Source organism: Pseudomonas sp. yb_5, from assembly GCF_043103865.1.
GTDB lineage: Bacteria > Pseudomonadota > Gammaproteobacteria > Pseudomonadales > Pseudomonadaceae > Aquipseudomonas > Aquipseudomonas putida_Y.
In genome coordinates this window covers 49,769-74,969 of record NZ_JBICKE010000099.1, presented here as the reverse complement: position 1 = coordinate 74,969, position 25,201 = coordinate 49,769, and the positions used below count along the sequence as shown (strand labels likewise).

General features: G+C 63.8%; 21 protein-coding genes and 1 pseudogene. 15 read left to right on the top strand and 7 right to left on the bottom strand.

The features are described from left to right. Nucleotides 1-147: 147 nt before the first annotated feature. Nucleotides 148-1,155 carry a FecR family protein gene (locus ACF8GF_RS17095; protein ID WP_176683315.1) on the top strand — a complete coding sequence of 336 codons (1,008 nt, stop codon included), beginning with the start codon at nt 148-150 and terminating at the stop codon, nt 1,153-1,155. 13 nt (nt 1,156-1,168) lie between these two features. On the opposite strand, the gene ACF8GF_RS17090 is transcribed toward ACF8GF_RS17095, so the two are convergent. After that, a complete protein-coding gene (locus ACF8GF_RS17090; RefSeq protein ID WP_392461131.1) occupies nt 1,169-2,488 on the bottom strand; it encodes a Na+/H+ antiporter family protein in 1,320 nt (439 codons plus the stop codon). Nucleotides 2,489-2,736: 248 nt separating this feature from the next. On the opposite strand from ACF8GF_RS17090, the gene ACF8GF_RS17085 reads away from it, so the two are divergent. The 7 genes from ACF8GF_RS17085 to ACF8GF_RS17055 all read left to right on the top strand — a co-directional run bounded on the left by ACF8GF_RS17085 (nt 2,737) and on the right by ACF8GF_RS17055 (nt 10,548). Beyond that, complete coding sequence (locus ACF8GF_RS17085) at nt 2,737-4,881, top strand: methyl-accepting chemotaxis protein (RefSeq protein ID WP_176683313.1); 2,145 nt, start codon at nt 2,737-2,739, stop codon at nt 4,879-4,881. A gap of 94 nt (nt 4,882-4,975) precedes the next feature. Then, a complete protein-coding gene (locus ACF8GF_RS17080; RefSeq protein WP_176683312.1) occupies nt 4,976-5,992 on the top strand; it encodes an ABC transporter substrate-binding protein in 1,017 nt (338 codons plus the stop codon). Next, nucleotides 5,989-6,837, top strand: a complete 849-nt coding sequence (locus ACF8GF_RS17075) for an ABC transporter permease subunit (RefSeq protein WP_176683311.1) — start codon at nt 5,989-5,991, stop codon at nt 6,835-6,837. Before ACF8GF_RS17080 ends, ACF8GF_RS17075 begins: the two co-directional genes overlap by 4 nt. A 93-nt stretch (nt 6,838-6,930) precedes the next feature. Continuing rightward, a complete protein-coding gene (locus ACF8GF_RS17070; RefSeq protein ID WP_252459178.1) occupies nt 6,931-7,794 on the top strand; it encodes a LysR family transcriptional regulator in 864 nt (287 codons plus the stop codon). Between the two features lie 135 nt (nt 7,795-7,929). Further along, nucleotides 7,930-8,847 (top strand): AEC family transporter, encoded by a 918-nt coding sequence (locus ACF8GF_RS17065; protein ID WP_176683309.1) that lies wholly within the window; start codon nt 7,930-7,932, stop codon nt 8,845-8,847. Nucleotides 8,848-8,881: 34 nt separating this feature from the next. Then, on the top strand, nt 8,882-9,493 hold the full coding sequence (locus ACF8GF_RS17060; RefSeq protein WP_176683308.1) for a cell wall hydrolase: 612 nt from the start codon (nt 8,882-8,884) through the stop codon (nt 9,491-9,493). Between the two features lie 206 nt (nt 9,494-9,699). Continuing rightward, nucleotides 9,700-10,548, top strand: a complete 849-nt coding sequence (locus tag ACF8GF_RS17055; RefSeq protein ID WP_176683307.1) for a CAP domain-containing protein — start codon at nt 9,700-9,702, stop codon at nt 10,546-10,548. Here ACF8GF_RS17055 and ACF8GF_RS17050 read toward each other — a convergent pair. Further along, a pseudogene (locus ACF8GF_RS17050) lies at nt 10,515-11,527 on the bottom strand (GlxA family transcriptional regulator). The gene ACF8GF_RS17055 and the pseudogene ACF8GF_RS17050 overlap by 34 nt on opposite strands. A 104-nt stretch (nt 11,528-11,631) precedes the next feature. On the opposite strand from ACF8GF_RS17050, the gene ACF8GF_RS17045 reads away from it, so the two are divergent. After that, on the top strand, nt 11,632-12,243 hold the full coding sequence (locus ACF8GF_RS17045) for a LysE family translocator (protein WP_176683305.1): 612 nt from the start codon (nt 11,632-11,634) through the stop codon (nt 12,241-12,243). Nucleotides 12,244-12,291: 48 nt separating this feature from the next. On the opposite strand, the gene ACF8GF_RS17040 is transcribed toward ACF8GF_RS17045, so the two are convergent. Both ACF8GF_RS17040 and ACF8GF_RS17035 read right to left on the bottom strand, forming a co-directional pair. After that, entirely contained in the window at nt 12,292-13,491 is a 1,200-nt protein-coding gene (locus ACF8GF_RS17040; protein WP_176683304.1) for an MFS transporter, read from the bottom strand. A gap of 106 nt (nt 13,492-13,597) precedes the next feature. Continuing rightward, a complete protein-coding gene (locus tag ACF8GF_RS17035) occupies nt 13,598-14,503 on the bottom strand; it encodes a LysR family transcriptional regulator (protein ID WP_392488039.1) in 906 nt (301 codons plus the stop codon). A 117-nt stretch (nt 14,504-14,620) separates the two neighbouring features. Between ACF8GF_RS17035 and ACF8GF_RS17030 the strand changes: the two genes are divergently transcribed. The 3 genes from ACF8GF_RS17030 to ACF8GF_RS17020 all read left to right on the top strand — a co-directional run bounded on the left by ACF8GF_RS17030 (nt 14,621) and on the right by ACF8GF_RS17020 (nt 19,008). Next, nucleotides 14,621-14,971: a cupin gene (locus tag ACF8GF_RS17030; protein ID WP_392488038.1), complete on the top strand. Its 351-nt coding sequence runs from the start codon at nt 14,621-14,623 to the stop codon at nt 14,969-14,971. 250 nt (nt 14,972-15,221) lie between these two features. Continuing rightward, on the top strand, nt 15,222-17,639 hold the full coding sequence (locus tag ACF8GF_RS17025) for a glucose/quinate/shikimate family membrane-bound PQQ-dependent dehydrogenase (protein WP_392488037.1): 2,418 nt from the start codon (nt 15,222-15,224) through the stop codon (nt 17,637-17,639). 100 nt (nt 17,640-17,739) lie between these two features. Further along, on the top strand, nt 17,740-19,008 hold the full coding sequence (locus ACF8GF_RS17020) for a carbohydrate porin (RefSeq protein ID WP_392488036.1): 1,269 nt from the start codon (nt 17,740-17,742) through the stop codon (nt 19,006-19,008). A gap of 41 nt (nt 19,009-19,049) precedes the next feature. Here ACF8GF_RS17020 and argE read toward each other — a convergent pair whose 3' ends face one another. Further along, nucleotides 19,050-20,210 (bottom strand): acetylornithine deacetylase, encoded by a 1,161-nt coding sequence (gene argE, locus ACF8GF_RS17015; protein WP_392488035.1) that lies wholly within the window; start codon nt 20,208-20,210, stop codon nt 19,050-19,052. Continuing rightward, nucleotides 20,203-20,880: a DUF1028 domain-containing protein gene (locus ACF8GF_RS17010; protein ID WP_176683298.1), complete on the bottom strand. Its 678-nt coding sequence runs from the start codon at nt 20,878-20,880 to the stop codon at nt 20,203-20,205. Before ACF8GF_RS17010 ends, argE begins: the two co-directional genes overlap by 8 nt. A gap of 317 nt (nt 20,881-21,197) precedes the next feature. On the opposite strand from ACF8GF_RS17010, the gene ACF8GF_RS17005 reads away from it, so the two are divergent. Continuing rightward, entirely contained in the window at nt 21,198-22,517 is a 1,320-nt protein-coding gene (locus tag ACF8GF_RS17005; protein ID WP_209965416.1) for an NAD(P)/FAD-dependent oxidoreductase, read from the top strand. Continuing rightward, the gene (locus ACF8GF_RS17000; RefSeq protein ID WP_014590706.1) at nt 22,517-22,933 is read left to right on the top strand and encodes a RidA family protein; all 417 of its coding nucleotides are present in this window, start codon (nt 22,517-22,519) and stop codon (nt 22,931-22,933) included. Before ACF8GF_RS17005 ends, ACF8GF_RS17000 begins: the two co-directional genes overlap by 1 nt. A gap of 285 nt (nt 22,934-23,218) precedes the next feature. On the opposite strand, the gene ACF8GF_RS16995 is transcribed toward ACF8GF_RS17000, so the two are convergent. Then, complete coding sequence (locus tag ACF8GF_RS16995) at nt 23,219-24,046, bottom strand: amidohydrolase family protein (protein ID WP_176683296.1); 828 nt, start codon at nt 24,044-24,046, stop codon at nt 23,219-23,221. A 148-nt stretch (nt 24,047-24,194) separates the two neighbouring features. Between ACF8GF_RS16995 and ACF8GF_RS16990 the strand changes: the two genes are divergently transcribed. Further along, the gene (locus ACF8GF_RS16990; protein ID WP_392488034.1) at nt 24,195-25,133 is read left to right on the top strand and encodes a LysR family transcriptional regulator; all 939 of its coding nucleotides are present in this window, start codon (nt 24,195-24,197) and stop codon (nt 25,131-25,133) included. The last annotated feature ends 68 nt before the right edge of the window (nt 25,134-25,201 follow it).

Here is a 25,201-nt window from a genome sequence, read left to right as displayed (position 1 = left end):
AACGCCATGCGCCCGCGAAGGGTTCTCAAACGCTGAAAAACCATGGCTAATCCGACGAAAAACCGGCACAACTGATAGTCATTCGCCATTACATTGGTTCTCGGGAGCCCTCCCGCAAGGGTAGAATGCGCAAAACCCGGAGCCACAATGAACCACGACCGCCTCAATCCCAACCCAGACGATGCCATCACCGACGCCGCAGCGCATTGGTGCATGCGCCTGCACGCCGAAGATTGCACGCAGGCCGAGCGTGACGTATTCGCTGACTGGTTGGCGGCCGACCCGCGGCATGCCGAAGAGTACCAGGCGATGCTGGAAATCTGGCAAACCGCCGACCTGCTGCCGCGCAGCGCCACCGTCATCGACTTCAACCCACCCGCCAGACACGCCGCCCGCCCTCGCAACTGGCGGCCGCTGGCATCTGCTGCGGCCATCGCCCTGGCAGTGCTGCCGCTGGCCGGGTGGATGGGGTGGGAACAGGGCTGGTTGCCCAACCACTACCAGCACGTTGAAACCGGTGACGGCATGCAGACCGTGGAGCTCAGCGACGGCAGCACGGTACAGCTCAACCTGCACACCGAGCTCACCTTCCTCAACTACAAGGACCAGCGCCGGGTCACACTCAAGCGCGGCGAAGCGTTCTTCAAGGTGCACCACGACAGCAGCCACCCGTTCATCGTGCGTGCCGGCAGTGGCCAGACCCGGGTCACCGGCACCCAGTTCAACGTGTGGAAGTACCAAGACCAGGTGAAGGTCACCCTGGTGGAAGGTTCAGTGCTGGTGTCCAGTGAGGGCAGTGCCGGTGGCTACCGCCTTGGCCCTGGCATGCAGGCCAGCTACCACAAGGGCGACTTCGAGCCGCAGCTGGAGCAAAGCGACGACTATGGCAACAGCCTGGCATGGCGCAGCGGCAAGCTGGTGCTCGACAACCTGAGCCTGGAACAGGCGCTGCCGGTGATCAACCGCTACCTCGACGCCCCGCTGCTACTGGCCGATGCCAGCACCGGCCGCATCCGCATCAGCGGCATCTACAACACCCGTGAAGTGGGGCGTCTGGTCAACAACCTGCCCAAAGTCCTACCGGTCTACCTGACCCGCAGCAAGGACGGCAGCACCGTGCTCAATCGCATCTCGCCGCCGCCCGACAAGGGCTGACGCCCTCCCCGCCTTACAAGGTCATCGCTGCCAACCAGCCGAACGCCATCAACGGCAAGTTGTAATGGATGAAGGTCGGCACCACGGTGTCCCAGATGTGGTGATGCTGGCCATCCACGTTCAGGCCCGAGGTCGGGCCCAGGGTCGAGTCAGAGGCCGGCGACCCGGCATCGCCCAACGCACCGGCGGTACCGATGATGCACACCGTGGCCAACGGGTCGAAGCCCAGTTGCACGCACAGCGGCACGAAGATCGCGGCCAGGATCGGCACGGTGGAGAACGACGAGCCGATCCCCATCGTCACCAGAAGACCTACCAGCAGCATCAGCAAGGCACCGATGCCCTTGCTGTGGTCGATCCACTGCGCCGAGGTTTCCACCAGGCTCATCACCTCACCGGTGGCCTTCATGACCTCGGCAAAGCCGGACGCGGTAATCATGATGAAGCCGATCATGGCCATCATCTTCATGCCTTCGGTAAACAGGTCGTCGGTATCTTTCCACTTGACGATGCCCGACAGCGAGAAGATCAGGAAACCGACCATGGCGCCGATGATCATCGAGTCCAGCAACAGCTGAACGATGAAGGCTGAAGCGATCGCCAGCCCGGCCACCAGCAAGGTCAGCGGGTTGTACTGCACGCTCACCTGCTCCACCTGCTGGATGCGCGTCAGGTCGTAGTCACGCTTCTTGCGGTAGCTGATGAACACCGCCACCAGAAGGCCGACGAGCATGCCGGCGGCCGGGATGGCCATGGCGTGGGTGACGTTGACGCCGCTCACATCGACACCTGCGCGGGCAACGTTGGCCAGCAGGATCTCGTTGAGGAAGATATTGCCGAAGCCCGCCGGCAGGAACATGTACGGGGTGATCAGGCCAAAGGTGATCACACAGGCGATCAGCCGGCGGTCGATGCGCAGGCGCGTGAGCACGTACAACAGAGGCGGCACCAGCAGCGGGATGAAGGCAATGTGGATGGGCAGGATGTTCTGGGACGACACGGCCACCACCAGCATCAGGCCGATCATCAGCCATTTGAGCTTGCCGCCACTGGCGTCGCCCCGCCGATCGATCATGGCCAGGGCGCGGTCGGCCAGCGCATGGGCCAGGCCAGACTTGGCAATCGCCACGGCAAAGGCACCCAGCAGTGCATAGGACAAAGCCACCGTGGCACCACCACCGAGGCCACCGTTGAAGGCCTTGAGCGTGCCTTCGATGCCCAGGCCGCCCACCAGCCCACCGACCAGGGCGCCGATGATCAGGGCGATGACCACGTGCACGCGGGACAGGCTGAGTATCAGCATGATGCCGACCGCGGCGATCACTGCATTCATGGTTGGCTTACCTCATTACGACAGAAAAAAGCGCGAACTCTGAAGCAGTAGGCGGCAGATGTCAAAAGCGCCTTGATACGGCGCGTTAACTGACGGTCGAATTTAAATTGAATGTTTGAATAAAGAAAAAACGGCTTGAGCCGATACCGTGAGAGGCAGCGAGGTGCCTGGCTGGAGCGCTTTGGCACCTCCCGGCCCCACCGCAGATGAAGCCATAACCCTTACTGCCAAAAAAGGGATCCGCCCCCATGCCTTTGCGACAACTCTCCATCCAGTGGAAGATCACCCTGCTCGCCGGTCTCTGTCTGGCCGCTATCGTCACCTTGCTCGTCGGCCTGTCGCTGTACCGCATGGATCACAGTTCGGACCTGGTCAAGGCCAGCAGCATGCAGATGCTGACCGAGGCGGCGCAGTCGCGTATCGAGTCACAAGGTGAAGTGCAAGCGCTGAACATCCGCCGCCAGTTCATGGATGCCTACCAGTACGGCGCCGGCTTCGCCCGCCAGGTGCTGTTCCTGCGTGAGCAGGCCGAAAAGCGCTTTCTCGATGCCTTCGACCTGCGTGAGGACATGACCCGCCAGGTGCGCGCCGCACTGCAAGCCAACCCCGACCTGCTCGGCCTGTCACTGGTGTTCGAGCCCAATGCCCTGGACGACAAGGACAGCCTGTTTGCCGGCAAGGCAGAATTGGGCAGCAACGAAACCGGGCGCTTTGCCCTGTACTGGTCGCAGCCACGCGCAGGCCAGCTGACCTCGATGGCCCTGCCCGAACATGACATGGCCAACACCGAGATCGGCCCCAGCGGCCAGCCGGCCAACACCTGGTGGGTGTGCCCTCGCACATCCGGCAAGGTGTGTGTGGTGGAGCCCTACTTCTACGACATCGACGGCCAGCAGGTACTGATGACCAGCATCGTGTTCCCGCTGGCGGTCAACGGCAAGATCATTGCCACCCTGTCCATCGACATCAACCTCAACAGCCTGCAGGCGCTGAGCCAGGAGGCCAGCCGCAGCCTCTACGAAGGCCGCACCACGGTCGGCATTCTCACCCCGGTCGGCCTGCTGGCAGGCTACAGCGCCGATGCCAGCAAGCTGGCCCAGCGCTTCGACCAGGTAGACCCGGCCAAAGGCGCCGAGCTGGTGCGCAAGCTGGCCGATGGCAAACTGACCATCCTCCACGACCGCCAGCGCTTGAAGGTGCTGGCGGCATTCCGGCCAATCCCGGACGCCCAGCCCTGGGGCGTGTTGCTGGATGTGCCGGAAAACGCCCTGACCGGGCCGGCCGAAACCCTGAAGCAGGAACTTGACGCGCTCAACACCAGTGGCACCCTGCTGGAACTGAGCCTGGGCCTGGCGGCAGCCATTGCCGGCCTGCTGCTGGTCTGGCTGATGGCTCGCGGCGTTACCCGGCCGATCCTTGGCGTGGCCGCCATGCTCAAGGACATTGCCAGCGGCGAAGGCGACCTGACCCGTCGCCTGACCTACCAGAAGCAGGACGAACTGGGCGAACTGGCCGGCTGGTTCAACCGCTTCCTCGACAAGCTTCAGCCAACCATCGCCGAGGTCAAAAGCTCGGTGCAGGCCGCCCGAGGCACGGCCGACCAATCCTCGGCGATTGCCACTGAAACCAGCGCCGGCATGGAACAGCAGTACCGCCAGGTCGACCAGGTGGCCACCGCCTCGCATGAAATGAGCGCCACCGCCCAGGACGTTGCCCGCAGCGCCGCCCAGGCTGCACAGGCTGCACGCGATGCCGACCAGGCCACCCGCGAGGGCTTGGCGGTAATCGACCGCACCACCAGCAGCATCGGTGCCTTGGCCGCCAACATGAGCGACACCATGGCCGAAATAGAAGGCCTGGCGCAGAACAGCGAGAAGATCGGCTCGGTACTGGAAGTGATCCGCTCGATCGCCGAGCAGACCAACCTGCTGGCGCTCAACGCTGCCATCGAAGCTGCCCGCGCCGGTGAGGCCGGCCGTGGCTTTGCCGTGGTCGCCGATGAGGTGCGCAACCTGGCCCAGCGCACTCAGGAGTCGGTGGAAGAAACCCGTCAGGTCATCGAAGCACTGCAGAACGGCACCCGCGAAGTGGTCGGCGCCATGGACCACAGCCACCGCCAGGCCCAAGGTGGCGTGGAGCAGGTAGGCCAAGCCGTCACGGCATTGCAGCGCATAGGCCAGGCAGTGACGGTGATCACCGACATGAACCTGCAGATTGCCTCTGCCGCCGAGGAGCAAAGCGCGGTAGCCGAGGAAATCAACAGCAACGTGGCGACCATTCGTGACGTCACTGAATCCCTGTCAGGCCAGGCCAACGAGTCGGCGCGGGTCAGCCAGTCGCTGAACAGCCTGGCCAACCAGCAGCAAGCGCTGATGGACCAGTTCCGCGTCTGAAGCAAACGGGGCCACGCCAGTGGCCCTGAAACCGACAAAACCTCGTCGTCTACACTTGCCCCCACCGCCAAGGGGTGCGAACGACGAGGTTTACATGAAGCGAATTCCAGCGCTGCTGGCCGGGCTGCTGTTGACGGTGGGCCTGGCCAGCACGGACAGCGCCGCATCGGCAGAACAGCCTGCACCTATCCATTTTGGTGCCATCGGCTGGGAAAGCGGCGCCCTCACCACCGAGATCCTGCGCCTGATCGTGGAGCGCGGCTACGGCTACCGCACAGACACCCTGCCTGGCAGCACGGTCAGCATGGAGGTGGCCCTGGCGCGCAATGACCTGCAAGTGATCGCCGAGGAATGGGCCGGGCGCAGCCCTGCCTGGGTCAAGGCCGAACAGGCCGGCCAGGTGTTCGCACTGGGCGATACGGTCAAGCATGCAGAGGAAGGTTGGTGGGTACCGGCCTATGTGATCGAGGGTGATGCCGCTCGTAATCTGAAACCCGTGGCGCCTGAGCTGCACAGTGTCGAGGACCTCAAGCGTTACCCACAGGTATTTTCCGACCCCGAATCACCCGGTAAAGGGCGTTTTCTCAACAGCCCGAGCGGCTGGACGTCCGAAACCGTCAACAGCCAGAAGCTCAAGGCCTATGGCCTGGATGGCCTCTACAGCAACTTCCGCAGTGGCTCCGGCGCCGCGATGGACGCCGAGATCGGTTCGGCAATCCGCCGTGGCAAACCCGTGCTGTTCTACTACTGGAACCCGACCCCGCTGATGGGGCGCTACAAGCTCATCCGGCTGGAAGAACCACCGTTCGATGCCCAGGCCTGGGCCACCCTCACCGACCCCGCCAACCCCAACCCGAAGGGCAGCCGCTCGCTGCCGGCAAAGTTGTCGATCGGCGTATCCAAAGCCTTTCGCGAAAACTACCCAGACCTGGTCAGCGTGTTCGAACAGGTAGACCTGCCCATCGATCGCCTGAACAAGGCCCTGGCCGTCATGAGCGAAAAACGCACGCCCGCGCGCGAAGCCGCCCTCACCTTCCTGCGCGATAACCGCGAGGTGTGGAAAGCCTGGCTGCCGGCGGACATCGCCGCCAAGGTCGAGGCCAGCCTGTGAGCGGCGGTTTCCCGCAGACCCTGCAGTTTTCCTTTGCCGACAGCATCAACCGCCTGGTCGACGGGTTGGTATTGAACTACGGCGACCACCTGCGCAGTTTTTCTGACCAGTTGCTGCAACTGCTGGTCGGCCTGGAGAACCTGTTGCGTCTGTTGCCTTGGTGGCTGTTGTTGTTGCTGGTGGGTCTGCTGGCCTGGCACGCCAGCCGCAGCCTGCTGCGCAGCGCCGTGCTGGTCGCGCTGCTGGCCCTGATCGGTATGCTCGGGCTCTGGGACAAGCTGCTGCAGACCCTGGCCCTGGTGCTGGTCAGTACCGGTTTGTGCGTACTGGTGGGTGTACCGCTGGGCATCCTGCTGGCCGCCCGGCCACTGGCCAGGCGGCTCCTGTTGCCGGTCCTCGATGTGATGCAGACGCTACCTGCGTTCGTTTACCTGATCCCGGTGCTGATGCTGTTTGGCCTGGGCAAGGTGCCTGCCGTGTTCGCCACGCTGATCTACGCCCTGCCGCCGCTGGTGCGGTTGACCGAACTGGGCTTGAGCCAGATCGACCCCTCGTTGTTGCAGGCCGCACACGGCCTTGGCGCCAGCCGCTGGCAGCGGTTGCGGCGCATCGCCCTGCCCCTGGCGCTACCAAGCATCATGGCCGGGCTCAACCAGTCGGTCATGATGGCCCTGTCGATGGTGGTGGTGGCGTCGATGATCGGCGCCCGTGGGTTGGGTGAGGATGTGTTGGCGGGGATCCAGACCTTGAATGTTGGCCAAGGGATGGAGGCCGGGCTGGCAATTGTCGCCCTGGCCATGGTGATCGACCGGATCAGCCAGGCCTATGGGCGCAGCAGTCGCTGAACCGTATCGCCAAGGCCTGGGAGCAGCCTTGTGCTGCGAGAGGGCCGGGCCTGACAATACGCCTCTGTCAGCTGAGAACCGGACCTCAACCGCATGTCCCTGAAAGCCCTGCGCACCTTGGTGACCATCGCCCGCCACGGCACCTTTGCCCGCGCCGCCGACCTGCTCAGCCTCACCCCCTCGGCGGTCAGCCTGCACATCAAAACCCTCGAAGACGAACTGAAGGTGGCCTTGTTCGACCGTAGCCGCAGGCAGGTGGTGCTGACCGAAGCCGGCCAGTTGGCGGTGGCCCGCGCCGAGAGCCTTCTGGCTGCCTATGACGAACTGGCCGATGCCCTGGCCAGCGGCCCAAGCCTGCGCGGCCGCTTGCGCCTGGGGGCGATCCACACGGTGCTGGCGCGGCGTTTGCCTAAAGCGCTGGTGTGGATCAAGGCCCACCACCCGCAGCTACACATCAGCGTGGCCTCAGGCATGTCGGCGGAGCTGGCGCGGCGCGTGGAAGACGGTGAGCTCGATGCCGCAATCACTACCGAACCGGTCAGCCCTTACCCGCAAAACCTGGACTTCACACCGCTGTTCGAGGACCGTTTCTGGGCCATTGCCAGCCCTGAGCTGGCCGGGTATAGCGTGCCGCAGTTGCTGGCCAGCCAGCCATTCCTGCGCTTCGACAAGCGTGCCTGGGCCGGCCGGCAGATCGAGCAGGAGCTACGCCGCCAGCATGTACAAGTGAGCGAACTGATGGAGCTGGACAGCCAGGAAGCCCTGGCGCGCATGGCGGTGATGGGCCTGGGCGTGGCGGTCATCCCCATGGCGGACGACGACCTGCAACGCTTGCCACCCGCCACCTGCCTGCCGTTTGGCGAGCCGCAGCTGACCCGGCGGGTGGTGTTGCTGGAGCATGAAAAAAGCCAGCGGCGGCATTTGAGTGCGGTGTTGAAGACCGCCCTGGAAGCCTGAAGTCAGGCTGCTCCCGGGCGAGACGAGCACCCACCAACATGCACTTTTCCTCAACGGTCACTGAAGAAAACAACGTTTTTCCAGATTGATCCGCACCCGTAGTCTATGCCCGTACCCGACCACGGAATGCTGACCATGCTGCACTTGCTGCTGACCACCCTGCTACCCATCATCCTGCTGATTGCCCTGGGTACCTTCCTGCGACTTCGCGGTTTTCTTGCCGAGAACTTCTGGCCTGGCGCCGAGCGCCTGAGCTATTACGTCCTGCTGCCGTCGCTGTTCCTCCATGGCCTGGCCACTGCCAACCTCGATGGCATACCGGTGCTGGGCATGGCCGGCGCCCTGATGCTCTCAACCTTGGCAGGTGCCGTGTTGCTGGTGCTGTATCAGGGCACGGCGAACCATGATGGAGCCGACTTCACTTCAGTGTTTCAGGGCGGTATCCGCTTCAACAACTACATCGGCGCCACCCTGGCTGCGGGCATCTATGGCAGCGCCGGGATTGCCCTGGCAGCGGTGGCCAACGCGGCCATCGTGCCCTTGGTCAACCTGCTCTGCGTGCTGGTGTTTGCCCGCTTCAGCGCCCGTCACAGTTCCCCTGCCACAGTGCTTCGGGCGATCTTCGCCAACCCGCTGATCATCGGCTGCGCTGGGGGGCTGATGCTACGGGTCTCGGGGCTGGGCTTGCCAGCCGGTATCGACGCCACGGTCAAGGCCTTGGGCCACGCCGCCTTGCCTCTGGGCCTGCTGTGTGTCGGTGCAGCACTGGGCGGCGCCAGCCTCGGCCAGCAGGTGCGCCCGCTGATGGCGGCATCGGCGTTCAAGTTCCTGGTCATGCCAATGACCACCTGGGGCCTTTGCCGGCTGCTCGGCTTGAGTGGCCAGGCAGCGGTGGTGGCGGTGCTGTTCCAGGCGCTGCCAACCGCTTCATCGTCTTATGTCATGGCCCGGCAAATGGGCGGCAATGCGCCACTGATGGCCACCATCATCGCTCTGCAGACCGTGGCTGCCGCCGCCACCTTGCCTTTGGTGTTAATGCTTACGCTTGGCTAGACTGAAACTCTGCCCACCGTCTGGTAGTTCGCCCATGCACCTTTACTGCATGCTGATCGGCTTGACCTCGGCCCTGCTCGCAGGCCCCCTGTATGCCGCTGACCCGGCCAAAGCGGCCGTTGCCGAGGACAAGGCCGAAGTGCTTGAAGAAAAGGTCGTTGTAGATGCGCCTCCCCCCAAAAAAGCAGAGAAACTGACCTCCGGCGAAGCGCAGGCAGTGGACCCGGCTGGCAAGGCGCCGCTGGATGACAGCATCACCTGCCTGGCTCGTACCCTCTACTGGGAAGCCAAAGGCGCCGACGCCAAAGACATGACCGCAGTGGCCAGCGTGGTGCTCAACCGCCTGGGCCACGATGGCTTTCCCGATACCATCTGCGGGGTTGTCAAACAGGGTGTGGAGACCAAGGCCTGCCAGTTCTCATGGTGGTGTGACGGGCGCCCGGACCAGGTCGAGGAGCCGCAACGCTACGATGTTGCCAAAGAGATCGCACGCAAGGCACTGAACCAGCAGTTGAAAGACCCCACCGGCGGTGCGTTGTACTTTCACGATCGCACTGTGCGCCCCGACTGGGCGAAGGCATATCGAAAGACCGCGCAGACGACCCACTTCCTGTTCTACAAGCCAGACCAGGCGTTGGCCCATTGACGCGTAAACGGCTGACAACGCTGGCCTGATACGAATGATTGGCAACTGACCGCACTTTTCCATCGACCAGGGGTCTACCCCCTCTTTTGCCGCCAGTAACGATTGCCGGCGTTTTCATTGCCTTGCACGACCTCGGGCCAAAAGCCGCGGGCTTGTGTAGGATGAGCAGCGCATACCACGACGCTGCCAGTCAAAGGGAGATCCACATGCGCGTCCTGACATCCGTCGTCTTGTCGCTGAGCCTGGTCGTTTCGACCGGGGCGCTGGCAGCCACCGGCGAAGAGGCGCAGCTGATCGATTCGATCAATGTCTACCGCAGCAAGGCCCAGCCCTGCGGTGGCGGGGCGTCGCTGGAACTGCCACCGCTCAATAGCGACACACGCCTTGCGCTGTCGCCAGAGGGCACCCGCGACCTGCAGCAGGCCATGACCCGCGCCGCTTACCCGATGGTCAGCGTCCAGGCCATCAGCCTGTCGGGGCCACGCGATGCACGCGCCGCCATGCATGCCATCGAGGAAAGCTTCTGCCAGGTGGTGCTCGACCCGCAATTCGTCGATATCGGCGTCAGCCAGGAGGGCCGCGACTGGCGCATCGTACTGGCACGGCCGCTGCTCAGCGGCCGCCTGGGCGACTGGCAGGCCGAGGGGCAGAAGGTGCTGCAGGAGGTCAACGCCGCGCGCAAGGTGCCACGGCAATGCGGCGGCCAACCGTTTGCCGCCGCCCCGGCACTCAGCTGGAGTACAGTGCTGGCCGGGGTCGCCGCCAACCACACACGGGCCATGGCCAACCAGAACTTCTTCGACCACATCGACAAAGATGGCCGCACACCCGGTGACCGGGCGGAACTGGCCGGGTACCTGTACCAGCAGATCGGCGAAAATATCACTGCCGGGCGTGACACCGCGCAAAAGGTCGTGAATGGCTGGCTGAACAGCCCGGGGCACTGCGCCACGCTGATGAATCCGGCCTTCCGTGAACTGGGCGCTGCGTATGCGGTAGACCCCAAGAGTGATGCCGGGATCTACTGGACAGGCGTGTTCGGGACGCCGCAGTAGGTCACGTGAAGGGGCAATTGCCTGCACGCAACTGCAAAGCTGTACAACCAAACCGACGCCGCACGCACTTGCCAAGGTAGCTGGCATCCCCCAGGCCCACCTCATCGGCAATCTGCGCCAGGCTGTGGCTGGAGTTGAGTAAACGCCAGCGCGCCTGCTGCAAGCGCATCTCCAGCCACCAGGCCTTGGCGCTCATGCCGTGGCTGGCCTGGAACTGCCGGTCCAGTTGACGCCGGCTGATGCCCAGTTCCGCCGCCAGTTGCTCCACGGCCAACGGCGTGCCCAGGTGATGACGCATCAGTGCCTGCGCCCGCTGCACCTGGCGCCCCTGACCGACACCCAGCTCCAGCGAGCGCAAGGCGTGACGGCTGTCGCGGGTCTCGTCCACCAGCATGTCAGCCAGCCCTTTGAGCGCACGGGTTCGCCCGCAAGCACGTGACAGTAGGGCAACGGCCAGGTCGATGGCGGCAGTGCCACCGGCGCAGGTGATGCGGTTGCCATCGATGCAGTACAACTGCTCGCGCAGCAGCTGCAACTTCGGAAAAGCAGCACGAAACTCGGCTTCGTGACGCCAGTGCACCACCACCTTGTGCCCCTGCAGCAGGCCGCAGGCCGCCAGCAGGAAGGCGCCATTGTCGACCCCCACCAGCTTGACACCCGCCTTGGCGGCCTGCCTGAGCAAAGCCTGGTAACGTGGCGCCAGCGCTGCGGTGGCCATGGCACTGCGGCCGCCAAACACCACCAGGTAGTCGAAACAGTTCAGCTCGAGCTGATCCGCAATGGCCTCGACCTGCAGCACCGCGCCACTGCTTGACGGTACCGGCTCGAGGCTGAGCCCCGCCACCGTCCAACTGCAATAGCGTTGCTGGCTGTAGTCCTCGTCGTCGGCGCTGAAGCGCAATTTGTCGAGAAAGGCGCCAAACGGCAGCAAGGCAAAATCCGGTAACGGCATGATCAGCAAGCGAATGTCGGGCGGCATGAAACCACGTCCAGAAAAAACCCTTGTATGACCAGATAATACTCTTCCAGCTTGAGCGTTGCGCCATAGACTGGCGCCCTCTCTCGAACAAGGTATTTTTCAACATGGCACTGGACACCTGGCTCATCTACCTGCTGGCCAGCATCGGTCTGTCGCTGACCCCGGGGCCTAACAGCCTGTTGGCGTTGACCCATGGCGCGCTATATGGCGCGCGGCGAACGCTGTTCACCATCGTGGGTGGGGTATTGGGTTTCAGCGCCCTCATCGCCTTGGCCATGTTCGGCCTCAGCGCACTGCTCCAAACCTCGGCGTCGGTGCTGGGCGTACTGAAGTGGGTGGGTGGAGCTTATTTGATCTGGCTGGGCATTCAACTGTGGCGCAGCCCCGGCCTGCAGCTGGAACTGACCGAGCAAAGCGCGCGGCGCGGCAATGCCGGGCTGTTTCGCCAGGGCCTGCTTTCGGCCATGGCCAACCCCAAGGTGCTGCTGTTCTATGGCGCCTTCCTGCCGCAGTTCATCGACCCACAGCGAGGGCTGGTGCCGCAATTTGCGGTGATGGCCGCGACCTTTGCCAGCGTTGAGTTCCTGGTCGAATACCTGCTGGCGCGCCTGGCGTTTCGCATTCGGCCATGGCTGGCCAAGGGTGGCAAAGGTTTCAATCGTTGCTGCGGGAGCCTGTTTGCCTTGATTGGCCTGGCGCTGCCGCTTGGCCGATAGCGGGCCCGCGAACACGGGCGAAGCCCGTGCCCTCCATCGCGTTCCGGTTCAACCCCGGCGTGCTTTGAGTAGAAACACAACCAGCGCCACACCCGGCAACCCCGCCCCCACCAGTGCCACACCCTGCCAGCCAAACTGGCTGAACAGCGCACTGGCCACCGCCGACCCCAGCGCACCGCCAAGGAAAATGCTGGTCATGTACACCGCATTCAGCCGCCCACGGCTGGCAGGGTCCAGTGCGTACACTTCGCGCTGGCCGATGACCATGTTCATCTGCACCGCAAAGTCCAGCAACACGCCGGTAAGGCCCAGGCCAATCACGCTGTAACCCGGCACTGTCAGCCCCAGCAACAAGGCCGCCGGCGCCAGCAACAGCGCCAGCAGCGAGCCGGCCCGGGCATGCCCGGCATCGGCCAGGCGGCCGGCCATGGGCGCAGCAACGGCACCCACCGCGCCGACAAGGGCGAATACAGCGATCTGGCTTTGTGACAGGCCATGCTCACCGGCAAGCGCCATCGGCACCGCCGTCCAGTAAAGGCTGAACGCTGCAAACATCAGTGCCTGGTAAAACGAACGCTGGCGCAACAGCGGATAACGACGCAGCAGTGTGAGCAGCGACAGCATCAACCCGGCATAGCTGGCTTTGTGCTCGGGACGCCGCTGCGGCAAGGTCAACACCAGCAACAGGACGATCGCCAGCATTATCCCGGCGGCGCCAATGAACACTGCACGCCAGCCGAAGTGGTCGGCCACCAGGCTCGACAGCGGTCGTGCCAGCAGGATGCCCAGCAACAAGCCGCCCATGATGTTACCGACCACACGACCACGCTGCTGCTCCGGCGCCAGATGCGCCGCCAGCGGGATGAGCATCTGCACCGACACCGAACTGAAGCCGATCAGCAGTGCATAACCCAGGAACAGCTGGCCCTGGCCACTGCTGCTGGTGCCCGCCAGCAGCAGGCTGACGCACGCCAGGACCGCGGTGGCCACCATCAGGCGGCGGTTTTCCAGCAGGTCGGCCAGCGGTACCAGCAACAACAGGCCCAAGGCATAGCCCAGCTGAGTGAGAGAAACGATCAGGCTGGCATGCTCGGTGGACAGCCCCAGGTCCGGGGCGATCAGCCCGACGATGGGCTGGGCGTAGTAGATGTTGGCGACGATCGCGCCGCAGCAGAACGCCAGCAGCACTACCAGAGCCCGGCTCAGGCTGGCGGCTGCCGGTTGCGCTGTCGCAAGGGAGGGGTTCATGCGAAGTTCCTCGACAAGGGATGGGGAGATGCTGGCCACCTTACCCATGCACGCCATCGCCGAGAATCCGGCGGTGGCGCAATGCGGCTTTGCGCACAGCGCAACACTAGTTGCCGCGTATGAGCAAATTTTCGCAAAAGTCGATGAATGCGTTTACCCGCCGTGAGCCCCGGTGGTTGGGCATATACAAGGCGTTGATGCTGCTATTGGCCGTGCCAGGGCGGGCCTGCCAGTCGGGGAAAACCCGCTGCAGGCGCCCCGCCAGCACATCCTCGCGTACCAGCCAGTCGGCCAGCAGTGCGATACCACTGCCTGCCAGTGCCGTTTCACGCAACAGGTCGGCGTTGGCGCTACGCAGTGGCCCGTTTACGTCCAGCTCCAGGCTGTCCTGGCCACAGGTCAGGCGCCAGGGGCGCGCTTTCTGCCCATAGCGAAAGCGCAGGCAGGCATGGTCAAGCAACTCCCGGGGATGCTGCAGTGGCTCACGCCCGGCCAGGTAGGCCGGGCTGGCCACCAGCCAACGCTGAAAACCGCCGAGCCGGCGGCACACCAGCTCGTCATTGGGCGAGGGGTCGCCCAGGCGAATCGACAGGTCATAGCGCCCGTCAAGCAAGTCGTCCAGGCGGTCGCTGAGGTCGATGTCCAGTTCCAGTGCCGGGTGCTGCGCCAGGAATGCCCCCAGGTGCGGGGCGATGACCCGCCGACCGAACTCCACTGGCAGGCTCAGGCGCAGTACACCCACAGGCTCCTCGCCGCGATCGGCGATGCTGGCATCAGCCTCGTCCAGTGCTTCAAAAATGCCCCGTGCCCGCTGGTAGTAACGGGCGCCGGCCTCGGTCAGGCTGACCTGGCGCGTCGAGCGGTTGAGCAAGGTGGCGCCCAGCGACGCTTCCAGGGCATCGACCAGACGTGTCACCGACGATGTCGCCAGCCCTAGCCTGCGCGCGGCAGCAGAAAAGCCTTGGGCATCGACAGTGGCCACGAACATTTTCATCGCCAGCAGCTTGTCCATGTTCAGCCCGTCTTCCAAAAACCGGAAAGTTCTTACAAACAGCCGGGCGGGTCAAGCAGCGCGCCCCACGGCAATTGCGTCCATAGTGAAATCAACCCAATTCCAAGGAGGCTTGCCATGACCCTGAACAACCTGCTGACCGCCCTGCCGCCCTGCGATCCCACCAGCGCCGAACGTGTCGACGAATTGCTCAGCCGCCCAGGCGTGCGCGTGGAGCGTATCGTCTCCAGCGGGCAAGCCAGCCCACCCGGTTTCTGGTACGACCAGGCTGAAGGTGAGTGGATCATGTTGCTCAGGGGGGCTGCCGCCCTGCGTTTCGAGCACGAGCACCACACCCGCCTGCTGGCGCCAGGCGATTGTCTGGACATCCCCCCGCACCACCGCCACCGCGTGGAATGGACCGCACCCGGCACGGCCACCATCTGGCTCGCGGTGTTCTATAGCAGCAGCACCCCATGGCCGGCATGAAGGGCCATGCACATGACGCTGTTGTCACGTAGCCGTGGAAGGTTGGGCTTACGACCAAAGCATGAATACAAATCGAACATGCGCATTAACGCCCCGTTCAATGCGTTTTTCAGCACCTTATCTATACTTTTAGCCACATCTTCGTAAGTTCAGCCCTGCGACAATCAGCCTCGCTCAATTATGTACCAACTTGTTAATTAGCAAGCTAAGGGCTTAAACTGTGCGCATTCCACCTGCTGAGATCCCTGGCATGAAAGAAATACCGCGCGCCTCTGGCGCCACACACTTCATCCTGGTCGGCTTGGGCGTGATCATCGCCCTGCTCGGCCTCCTCCTGGCTGCTGGCGGCGTCAAGCTCGCCGGTCTGGGCGGTTCCTGGTACTTCCTGATCGGCGGCCTGGCCATGGCCATCGCCGGTGTCCTCATTGCTCGGCGCAAGAAGGCTGGCGCCTGGCTGTATGCCGTGTTCCTGGTCGGCACTGCCATCTGGGCGGTGATCGATGCAGGCCTGGTGTTCTGGCCGCTGTTCTCGCGCCTGTTCATGTTCGGCGCAATCGGCATGGTCGTGGCGCTGGTCTACCCGCTGCTGGCGCGTGCCAACGGCGCCAGCGCCGGGCGCGGTGCCTACGGCGTCGCCGGGGTAATGGCCGTGGTGCTGGTGATCGCGGTCGGCAACATGTTCGTTGCCCACCCAAGCGTCGCCCCCAACGGCAAAGGCCCTGGCATGACCCCGGTTGAAAACGGCAAGGAACAGAAAGACTGGGCCCACTACGGCAACACCGAAGGTGGCAGCCGCTTCGCCGCGCTTGACCAGATCAACCGGGATAACGTCAACAAGCTGAAAGTGGCCTGGACCTACCACACCGGCGACGTCGCCATCAGTGACGGCAACGGTGCCGAAGACCAGCTCACCCCGCTGCAGATCGGCAGCAAGGTGTTCATCTGCACCCCGCACAACAACCTGATCGCACTCGATGCCGACACCGGCAAGGAGCTGTGGAAGAACGAAATCAACGCCCAGTCCAAGGTCTGGCAGCGTTGCCGTGGCATGGCCTACTTCGACGCCACTGCCGCCATCGCCCAGCCAACCCAGCCGAACAGCTCACCGATCACCGGCGTTAGCGTACCAGCCGGTGCCAACTGCCAGCGTCGCCTGCTGACCAACACCATCGACGGCCGCCTGATTGCCGTCGACGCCGACAACGGCGAGTTCTGCCAGGGCTTCGGCAACAATGGCCAGGTAGACCTCAAGGCCGGCCTGGGTGATGTGCCGGACTCCTACTACCAGCTGTCCTCGGCACCACTGATGGCCGGCACTACCGTAGTGGTCGGCGGCCGGGTTGCCGACAACGTCCAGACCGACATGCCAGGTGGCGTGATCCGTGGTTTTGACGTGATCACCGGTGAAATGCGCTGGGCCTTCGACCCGGGCAACCCGGAAGATCGCCAGGCACCACAGGCCGACAGCACCTATGTGCGTAGCACGCCGAACAGCTGGGCGCCGATGTCTTACGACCCGGCGATGAACACCGTGTTCCTGCCCATGGGTTCGTCGTCCACCGACATCTACGGCGTGGAGCGCAGCAAACTGGACCACACGTACGGCGCTTCGGTGCTGGCCCTGGACGCCACCACCGGCAACCAGAAGTGGGTGTTCCAGACCGTGCACAACGACCTCTGGGACTTCGACCTGCCCATGCAGCCGAGCCTGATCGACTTCACCAAAGACGACGGCCAGTCGGTACCTGCGGTGGTGATCGGCACCAAGGCCGGGCAGATCTACGTGCTCGACCGCGCCACCGGCAAGCCGCTGACCCAGGTCGACGAAGTGCCGGTCAAGCCAAGCAACATCCCGAACGAGCCGTACTCCCCTACCCAGCCCAAGTCGGTGGGCATGCCGCAGATTGGCGCGCAGACCCTGACCGAATCGGACATGTGGGGTGCCACCCCATATGACCAGCTGCTGTGCCGCATCGACTTCAAGAAGATGCGCTACGACGGCCTGTACACCGCGCCGGGCACCGACCTGTCGCTGAGCTTCCCGGGTTCGCTGGGTGGCATGAACTGGGGCAGCATTTCTACCGACCCGGTACATGGCTTCATCTTCGTCAACGACATGCGCCTGGGCCTGTGGATCCAGATGATCCCCTCGCAGAACAAAGGTGGCGCAGCGTCCGGTGGCGAAGCACTGAACACTGGCATGGGCGCGGTACCGCTCAAGGGCACCCCGTATGCCGTGAACAAGAACCGCTTCCTGTCGGTCGCCGGCATTCCATGCCAGGCACCGCCGTTCGGCACCCTGACCGCCATCGACATGAAGACCCGCCAGGTGGCCTGGCAGGTACCGGTCGGCACCGTTGAAGACACCGGCCCGCTCGGCATCCGCATGCACCTGCCGATCAAGATCGGCCTGCCAACCCTTGGCGGCACCCTGTCGACCCAAGGCGGCCTGGTGTTCATCGCCGGAACCCAGGACTTCTACCTGCGCGCTTACGACAGCAGCAACGGCAAGGAAATCTGGAAGGCTCGCCTGCCAGTAGGCAGCCAGGGCGGCCCGATGACCTACGTCTCGCCGAAAACCGGCAAGCAGTACGTGGTGATCACTGCTGGCGGTGCACGCCAGTCGACTGACCGTGGCGACTACGTGATTTCTTACGCTCTGCCGTAAGACCGCGTCGCCTGCTTCGCGGGCAAGCCCGCTCCTACAAGGCCCCTGTAGGAGCGGGCTTGCCCGCGAATGCCCCTCAAAGACAATCCGAGATTCTGTAATGCCATCCGCAATTCGCATCACCCCCACCCTGCTGCTGGCCCTGGCCAGCACCACTGCCCTTGCCAACGACGACCTGCTGACCCGCAGCACCCTGACCGGTGACTGGGGCGGCCTGCGTCATCAACTCGAAGAGGACGGCGTCAAGATCACCGGCGACTACAGCGGTGAAACTGCCTACAACGCCCACGGTGGCCTGCACCGCTCGGCGCGCTATTCGCAGAACGTCAAGCTGGGCGTGCAGTTCGACCTGTCGAAACTGTACGGCCTGGACAACGGCGGCAAGGTTCAGCTGACCATCAACGACCGCCGCGGTAACAGCGCCTCGGAAGACCTGGTAGGCAACCGCCTGCCAATCCAGGAAAACTACGGTGGCCTGTACACCCGCCTGACCGAGCTGAGCTACGAGCGCACGCTGTTCACCCCGGCGCTCAACGTCAAGCTCGGCTACATGGCCATGGGCAACGACCTCGGCGGCCTGGACAGCGGCATCCTGTGCAATTTCATGAACGCCGGCTTCTGCGGCCACCCGCTGAACATGTCCGGCGGCAGTGGCTGGGCCAACTACCCCAACGCTCACCTCGGTGTGCGGGTGAAGTACGACCTGTCGCCCGCCTGGCAACTGCGCGTGGCGGCGTTCAACGTTGACCCCGAAAGCAACGGCAACTCAAGCCGTGCCTGGCACCTGGGGCCCAAACACACCACCGGCACCGTGGTACCGGTAGAGCTTATCTACAAGCTGCAAGGTGAACTGCCAGGCGAGTACAAGCTGGGCTACTACTACGACAGCTCCGATGTGAAACGCATTGGCAGCGACGATGAAGTGTCTGGCCGAGGTGGCCATTACCTGCTGGTCGACCAGGCGGTGTGGAACGACCAGGCCTCCCCAGGCCGAAGCCTGCACGCCTTCGGCCAGTACTCGGCGTCAAGCAAGGCCGCTTCGCCGTTCACCAAGTGGTATGGCGCCGGCGTGGTGCTGTACAAACCGTTCGAAGGCCGCCCGAAGGATACCGTGGCACTGGGTTACGGCCGGGCCGTGCCCAACCCGCGTAGCCGCGATGTGCTGGAAGATGCCGCTTTCGACGCGGGCCAGCAGTTCCCGGATATCGACAGCGCCGAGCAGTTGATCGAACTGAGCTACGGCTACCAGGCCACGCCATGGCTGAACCTGCGCCCGGATGTGCAATACATCATCGAGCCAGGGGCGTTTTCGGGCAAAGACATCGACAACGCACTGGTGGTTGGCCTGCAGGTCAAGGCGACCTTCTGAGTCACCGGGGCCGCGCTGCGGCCCATCCACCGTCGCAACCATCAAGCCTGCTTGAGGTAGTCCACCAGCCTCAGCAACATGGCATCACAACCCCGCAACTGCTCGACACTGACAAACTCATCCGGCTTGTGGCCCTGGTCCATGCTGCCAGGCCCGCACACCACGGTGGGGATGCCCGCCTGGTCGAACAAGCCACCTTCGGTACCAAACGCTACGGTACCGAACGCATCCGAACCACTGAGCAACGCCACCAACCGCGCAGCCTCGCTGTCCTCCGGTGTCGCCAGCCCCGGATAGGCGCTCAGCGGCTCCAGGCGAATGGCGCTGGCGGTATTGACCTTGCGCATACGCGGCAGCAACTCGGCTTCAGCATACGTTTGTAACTGGTCGGCCACCGCCTGCGCCTCGAACCCAGGGAGCGCGCGTATTTCGAAATCGAACTCGCACTCGGCCGGCACGATGTTCAGCGCCCTGCCCCCTTTGATCACCCCGGTCTGCACCGTGGAGAACGGCGGATCGAAGCGCTCATCGTGATGAGCCGGTAGTGCCAGGGCATCGCCGATGTCACCCAACTTGCCAATCAGTTTCGCCGCATATTCGATGGCGTTCACCCCATACGGCGCGTACGCCGAATGGCACGCTGCGCCCTGTACCTGGCAACGCATAGCCAGCTTGCCCTTGTGCCCCAGCACCGGTTTGAGTTCGGTGGGTTCACCGATCAGGCACAGCCGTGGTTTACACGGGCGCTGTTCGAGGGCAGCCAGCATCGAGCGCACGCCCAGGCAACCAACTTCTTCGTCATAGGAAAATGCCAGGTGTATCGGCATGCGCAACGGCTGGGCGAGAAAAGCGGGCACAGCAGCCAACACCGAGGCGATAAAGCCTTTCATGTCGGCCGTGCCGCGGCCATACAGGCGGCCGTCACGCTCACTCAAGGCAAACGGCTCGACCGTCCAGGCCTGGCCATCCACCGACACCACATCGGTATGGCCAGACAGCACCACACCGCCAACATCTCTGGGGCCGATGGTGGCGAACAGGTTGGCCTTGGTGCCCTCCGGGTTATGGAACAGCTCGCATTCCACTCCCAACTCGGCCAGGTAATCACGGATAAAACCGATCAGCGCCAGGTTGGAGTCGCGGCTCACCGTGGCAAAGCCGATCAGCCGGGCCAGCAGCGTGCGGCTGGCAAATTCACTCATCGCCCGGCACCCCATAGCTTGGCGCGGCAGTCGGGTTGAGGGCGCGGGTAACGTAATCCTGCATCTGCGGGCGATAGGCTTGCCACAAGCCATCGAGCGCGCCGATCGGGTCGCTATCGGCCCAGTCGACGCGCAGGTCCACCAGCGGCCAGGTCAGCTCGCCCGCAATCTTCAGCGCCGCCGAGTGCACAGGCCCGGCTTCACCACCCGCGGCCATCGCCGCGTGCATGGCTGCCAACAGGCGGTCGGCCAGGTGGCCGCCGGCCTGCTCGAAGGCCAGTACCATGGCTTCGATCACCTGGGTCGAGGACAGCAGGTTTCCAGCCGCCGCGCATTGTTCGCCGGCCACTGCATGGTGTGTGCCCAGTGCTTCCCGCCCGGTGAACAATGCCACCTGGCCGTGACTGTCGATCACCGTGACCTGGCGGTATTCACTCCAGCCATTGGCACTGAGCACCCTGTCCAGCGCAGCGGCAGGCGGTAACTGGCCATGCTCCAGGGCATCGAGAATCTGCGGGCCCAGCGCCGGCAGGGTGATGTTCTGGGTAGAGACCGCGCCCACACCGGCACGCACCCAGGGGCAACGGGCACCCACGGCGATGCTCGACGAGCTGATGGCAATACCGACCTGGCCGGTTTCCTGGCAACGACCGATGATGGAGAACGTCATGTCATGGTTCCTGTTGTGCTGTGCGATACACGGCATTCTGAGTGGAACCTTCGGGTGGGCGAAACGACCTTTTTCCGAGGGGGTAGGCAGGAAAAAACTATGCTCAGGCGCTGAACCTCTGCACCACCCCGGAAAACCACGGCACCCACCCGACCAACCCACGCCACAGGCCAGAGAACTCAAGGCCTTCGCCGTTTTATCGGCAAGCACCAGCTAAATACTATTTTCGCCATTTCCACGGCATCCCTAGTCTGGCTCCAGGCAACGGCGGTCCTCCAAACCGACCTGACAAAAACCGCCTGAACAAGGGCTCGGACATGACACTGAACAACCTCGAAATCGACACCCTCGTCGTCGGCGCCGGCCAGGCCGGCGTGGCCATGAGCGAACACCTGAGCAAGCTTGGCGTGCCGCACCTGGTACTGGAGCGCAACCGCATCGCACAGGCCTGGCGTACCGGCCGTTGGGACTCGCTGGTCGCCAACGGCCCGGTCTGGCACGACCGCTTCCCAGGGCTGGAATTCAACCTTGACGCCGATGCGTTCGCCGGCAAGGACCAAGTGGCCGACTACTTCGAGCAGTACGTACGCAAGTACAACCTGCCCGTGCGCACCGGCATTGAAGTGAAGCGCGTGGTGCGTAACAGCGACCGCCCCGGCTTCACCATCGAAACCAATGAAGGCGTGATTCGCGCCAACCGCGTAGTCGCCGCCACCGGCCCGTTCCAGAAGCCCGTGATCCCGGCCATCGCGCCGAAAGACAGCAACCTGCACCAGATTCATTCCGCGGCTTATTTCAACCCAGAGCAGTTGCCTGAAGGCGCGGTACTGGTGGTCGGTGCCGGTTCCTCCGGCGTGCAGATCGCCGAAGAACTGATGCGCGCCGGGCGCCAGGTGTACCTGTCGGTTGGCGCCCACGACCGCCCGCCGCGTGCCTACCGCAACCGCGACTTCTGCTGGTGGCTGGGCGTGCTGGGCGAGTGGGACGCGGAAATTGCCAAGCCCGGTCGCGAGCATGTGACCATCGCGGTCAGCGGCGCCCGTGGTGGCCACACCGTGGACTTCCGCGCCCTCGCCCACCAAGGCATGACCCTGGTCGGCCTGACCCAGTCGTTCGAAAACGGCGTAGCGCGCTTCCAGGACAACCTGGTCGAGAACATCAACCGCGGCGACGAAAACTACCTGGCCCTGCTGGATGCGGCCGATGCCTACATCGAACGCAACGGCCTGGACCTGCCGGAAGAGCCCGAAGCCCGCCAGCGCCTGGCCGACCCGGAGTGCATGCGCAACCCGCTGCAGCAACTGGACCTGGCCAAAGCCGGCGTCAGCAGCATCATCTGGGCCACCGGTTACGGCGTGGACTTCAGCTGGCTGCAGGTAGACACCTTCGATGCCAACGGCAAGCCCCAGCACCAGCGCGGTGTAGCCCGCGAACCGGGCGTGTACTTCCTCGGCCTGCCGTGGTTGTCGCGCCGTGGTTCATCGTTCATCTGGGGGGTGTGGCACGACGCCAAGCACGTCGCCGGCCACATCGCCACGCAGCGTACCTACACCGCCTACCGCGACCGCGAGCAACGCGCAGCGGATGAGCAGCAAACCGCCAAGATCAGCAATGTCAGCACCCTCGGAGCCCACTGATGCCTACCCATACTCGCATCCGCATGTTCAACACCAAGGAAACCTACCCCAACCAGACCCTGGACAACGACTTGTGCCAGGCCGTGCGGGCGGGTAATACCATCTACGTGCGTGGCCAGGTCGGTACCGACTTCGAAGGCAAGCTGGTAGGCCTGGGTGACCCGCGCGCACAAACCGAACAGGCGATGAAGAACGTCAAGCAACTGCTTGAAGAAGCCGGCTCGGACCTGTCGCACATCGTCAAGACCACCACCTACATCACCGACCCGCGCTTCCGCGAGCCGGTGTACAAAGAGGTGGGCAAGTGGCTCAAGGGCGTATTCCCGATTTCCACCGGGCTGGTGGTGGCCGGGTTGGCCCAGGCCGAGTGGCTGATGGAGATCGACGTGATTGCCGTGGTACCCGATCAGCAATGACCGCAGGCCTGAATGGTGGGTGGCGACTGCCACCTGCCGTCCAGCCACGCCTGGGTCGCTTGTGCCGCAGCGTGCAAGCGCTGAGGTGCGGGCACGCCAACGGACGACACTTCCACGCTGACACGTCGCCCGCAGTTCGCGCGCAGCTGGCTACCCGGCGCCAGCTCCAACGCCGTCAGGTGTGCCAGGTCCTGCCCATTCAATAGGCCGCCCTCCCTCCGCCGAGGCCGAACACAAAGACCGTGGTAAAGGCTGTCGCCAGGCCAATGCCACACAGGCCACCGGCTAGGCAAACCCGAACAATCGCCGAGGGGTCTCCCACATCACCGTGCGGCGCAGCCGGGCATCCGGCATCAGGCGCTCGGCCAGCTTCAGCAGCGGGCCGTAGTCCACCCGCGCGGGCTGGCGAATGAACGGCCAGTCCGAACCCCACACACAGGCTTGGGCGCCAAAGGCTTCGAGCAGGGCCTGCACGTATGCACTGCTTTGTTCGAACAAGGCATCCGCTGCGGCAAACTTCTGCATACCTGACAGCTTCACGCAGGCGCGGCCACTGTCGGCCAATCGCAGCAACGCCTGGAAGCCGGCTTGCTGCACACCGGCAGCGACATCCGGGCGGCCGCAATGGTCAATCAACAGACGAGCCTGCGAGCCTTGCAGCAGGCCGTGCAGGTCCAGCAACTGGTCGGCACACACCTGCAATTGGGCGAACATGCCAAGCTCGGCGAGCTTGCCGAACAGCCCGTCAACGCCCTTTAGGCTGGCTACCCCGTACAGCGCGGGGTTGAAGGCGATACCCACCACGCCTTGCGCCTGCAACGCCGCCAGCGCATCGAGGTTGATGTCCGCCCTGACCACCGCCACCCCCTTGAACCGCCCCTGCCCGCTGGCCAAGGCATGCAGCAGGCAGCGGTTGTCGGTGTGGTAGCCGCTGTTGGGTCCCACCAGCAAGGCATGTTGCACGCCGTAAGCGTCCATCACTCGGGTGAACTGCGCCTGGGTGGCGACCTCCTGGCCGGAGGGCGCATAGGGTGCATCGGGGTGATAGGGGAACCGGGCGGGGTCAAACAAATGGTTATGGCAATCGATCTTCGCTTCGTCAAATATGTTCACGCAGCACTCCCGTCAAGCGCCACTGCGCTTGTCTGCAGATCTTGTCATTGTGCGCCGAAAGGGCGGTTAGGCTGGGGTTCACGATACTGTGTGGCCGGCTTTGACGCTCATACCCAGATGGCGAAAACCATAACCGAAGGTAATACACATGCTGCTTGGCAACGAAGGCGCAGACGCAAGCCCCATGGTGTTCAAGCTGCGGCACATGGAAGTGTTCAGGGCGGTGATGCTGACGGGCTCGATCAGCGCGGCGGCCAAATTGCTGTATGTGTCGCAGCCGGCGGTGAGCAAGCTGATCCAGTACATCGAAGCGCGCCTGGCCTACCCGCTGTTCGAGCGCGTCAACAACCGCCTGGTGCCGACGGCCGAAGCGCAGGTGCTGTTTCGCAAGGTCGAGCGGGTGTACCAGGCAGCGTTGCAGGTCAACGAATGCGCACTCGCGCTGGGCGCTGGCGGCCAGCGCAAGCTGCGTATCTCGTGCAGCGCATCGTTGTCCACGGTGGTGATCCCGATGGCCCTGGCCCAGCTCAAGCGTGAATCACCGGCGCTGAATATCGAGTGGCAAACCTCGCTGATGGGCGAAATGCCCAACCAGATCTTGTCGAAGAAGGTCGACCTGTCGATAGCCGCCCTGCCGGTGGTGCACGACCACCTGCATTCACAAGCGTTCATGCGTGGACGCATGGTGGTGGTGATGCAGCCGGGCCACCCTTTGGCCGGTCAGCCCGCGCTGACCTTGCAGCAGCTGGAGGGCCATGCCTTGCTGCTGTTCCGGCCCGACATGCCGTTTGGCAAATTGCTGGCCGAACACATCGGGCGCCGCGGGCTACAGCTGAAATCACTGTTGTCGTTCACCAATGCCAACGAGGCTGTGGCGTTGGTCAAGCAAGGCATGGGCATCAGCGTGATCGACGAGTTCGTTGCACAGGACAGCGGGCTCGCGGTGGTGCCGTTGGCCGATGATATTCACTTCGATATCAGCTTCGTCTATTCGCGCTTCGAGCCGCCATCGCATGCAGCACTGCAGTTGATGCGGGTGTTGCAGGGGCAGGCGCAGAAGCTGGGGCGGGCGCTGACGCCGGGCTGATCATCTACGCAACCGCCCCCTGTGGGAAAGGTTTCAGCCGCAAACACTGCCGAAGCCGGTGCAATGCA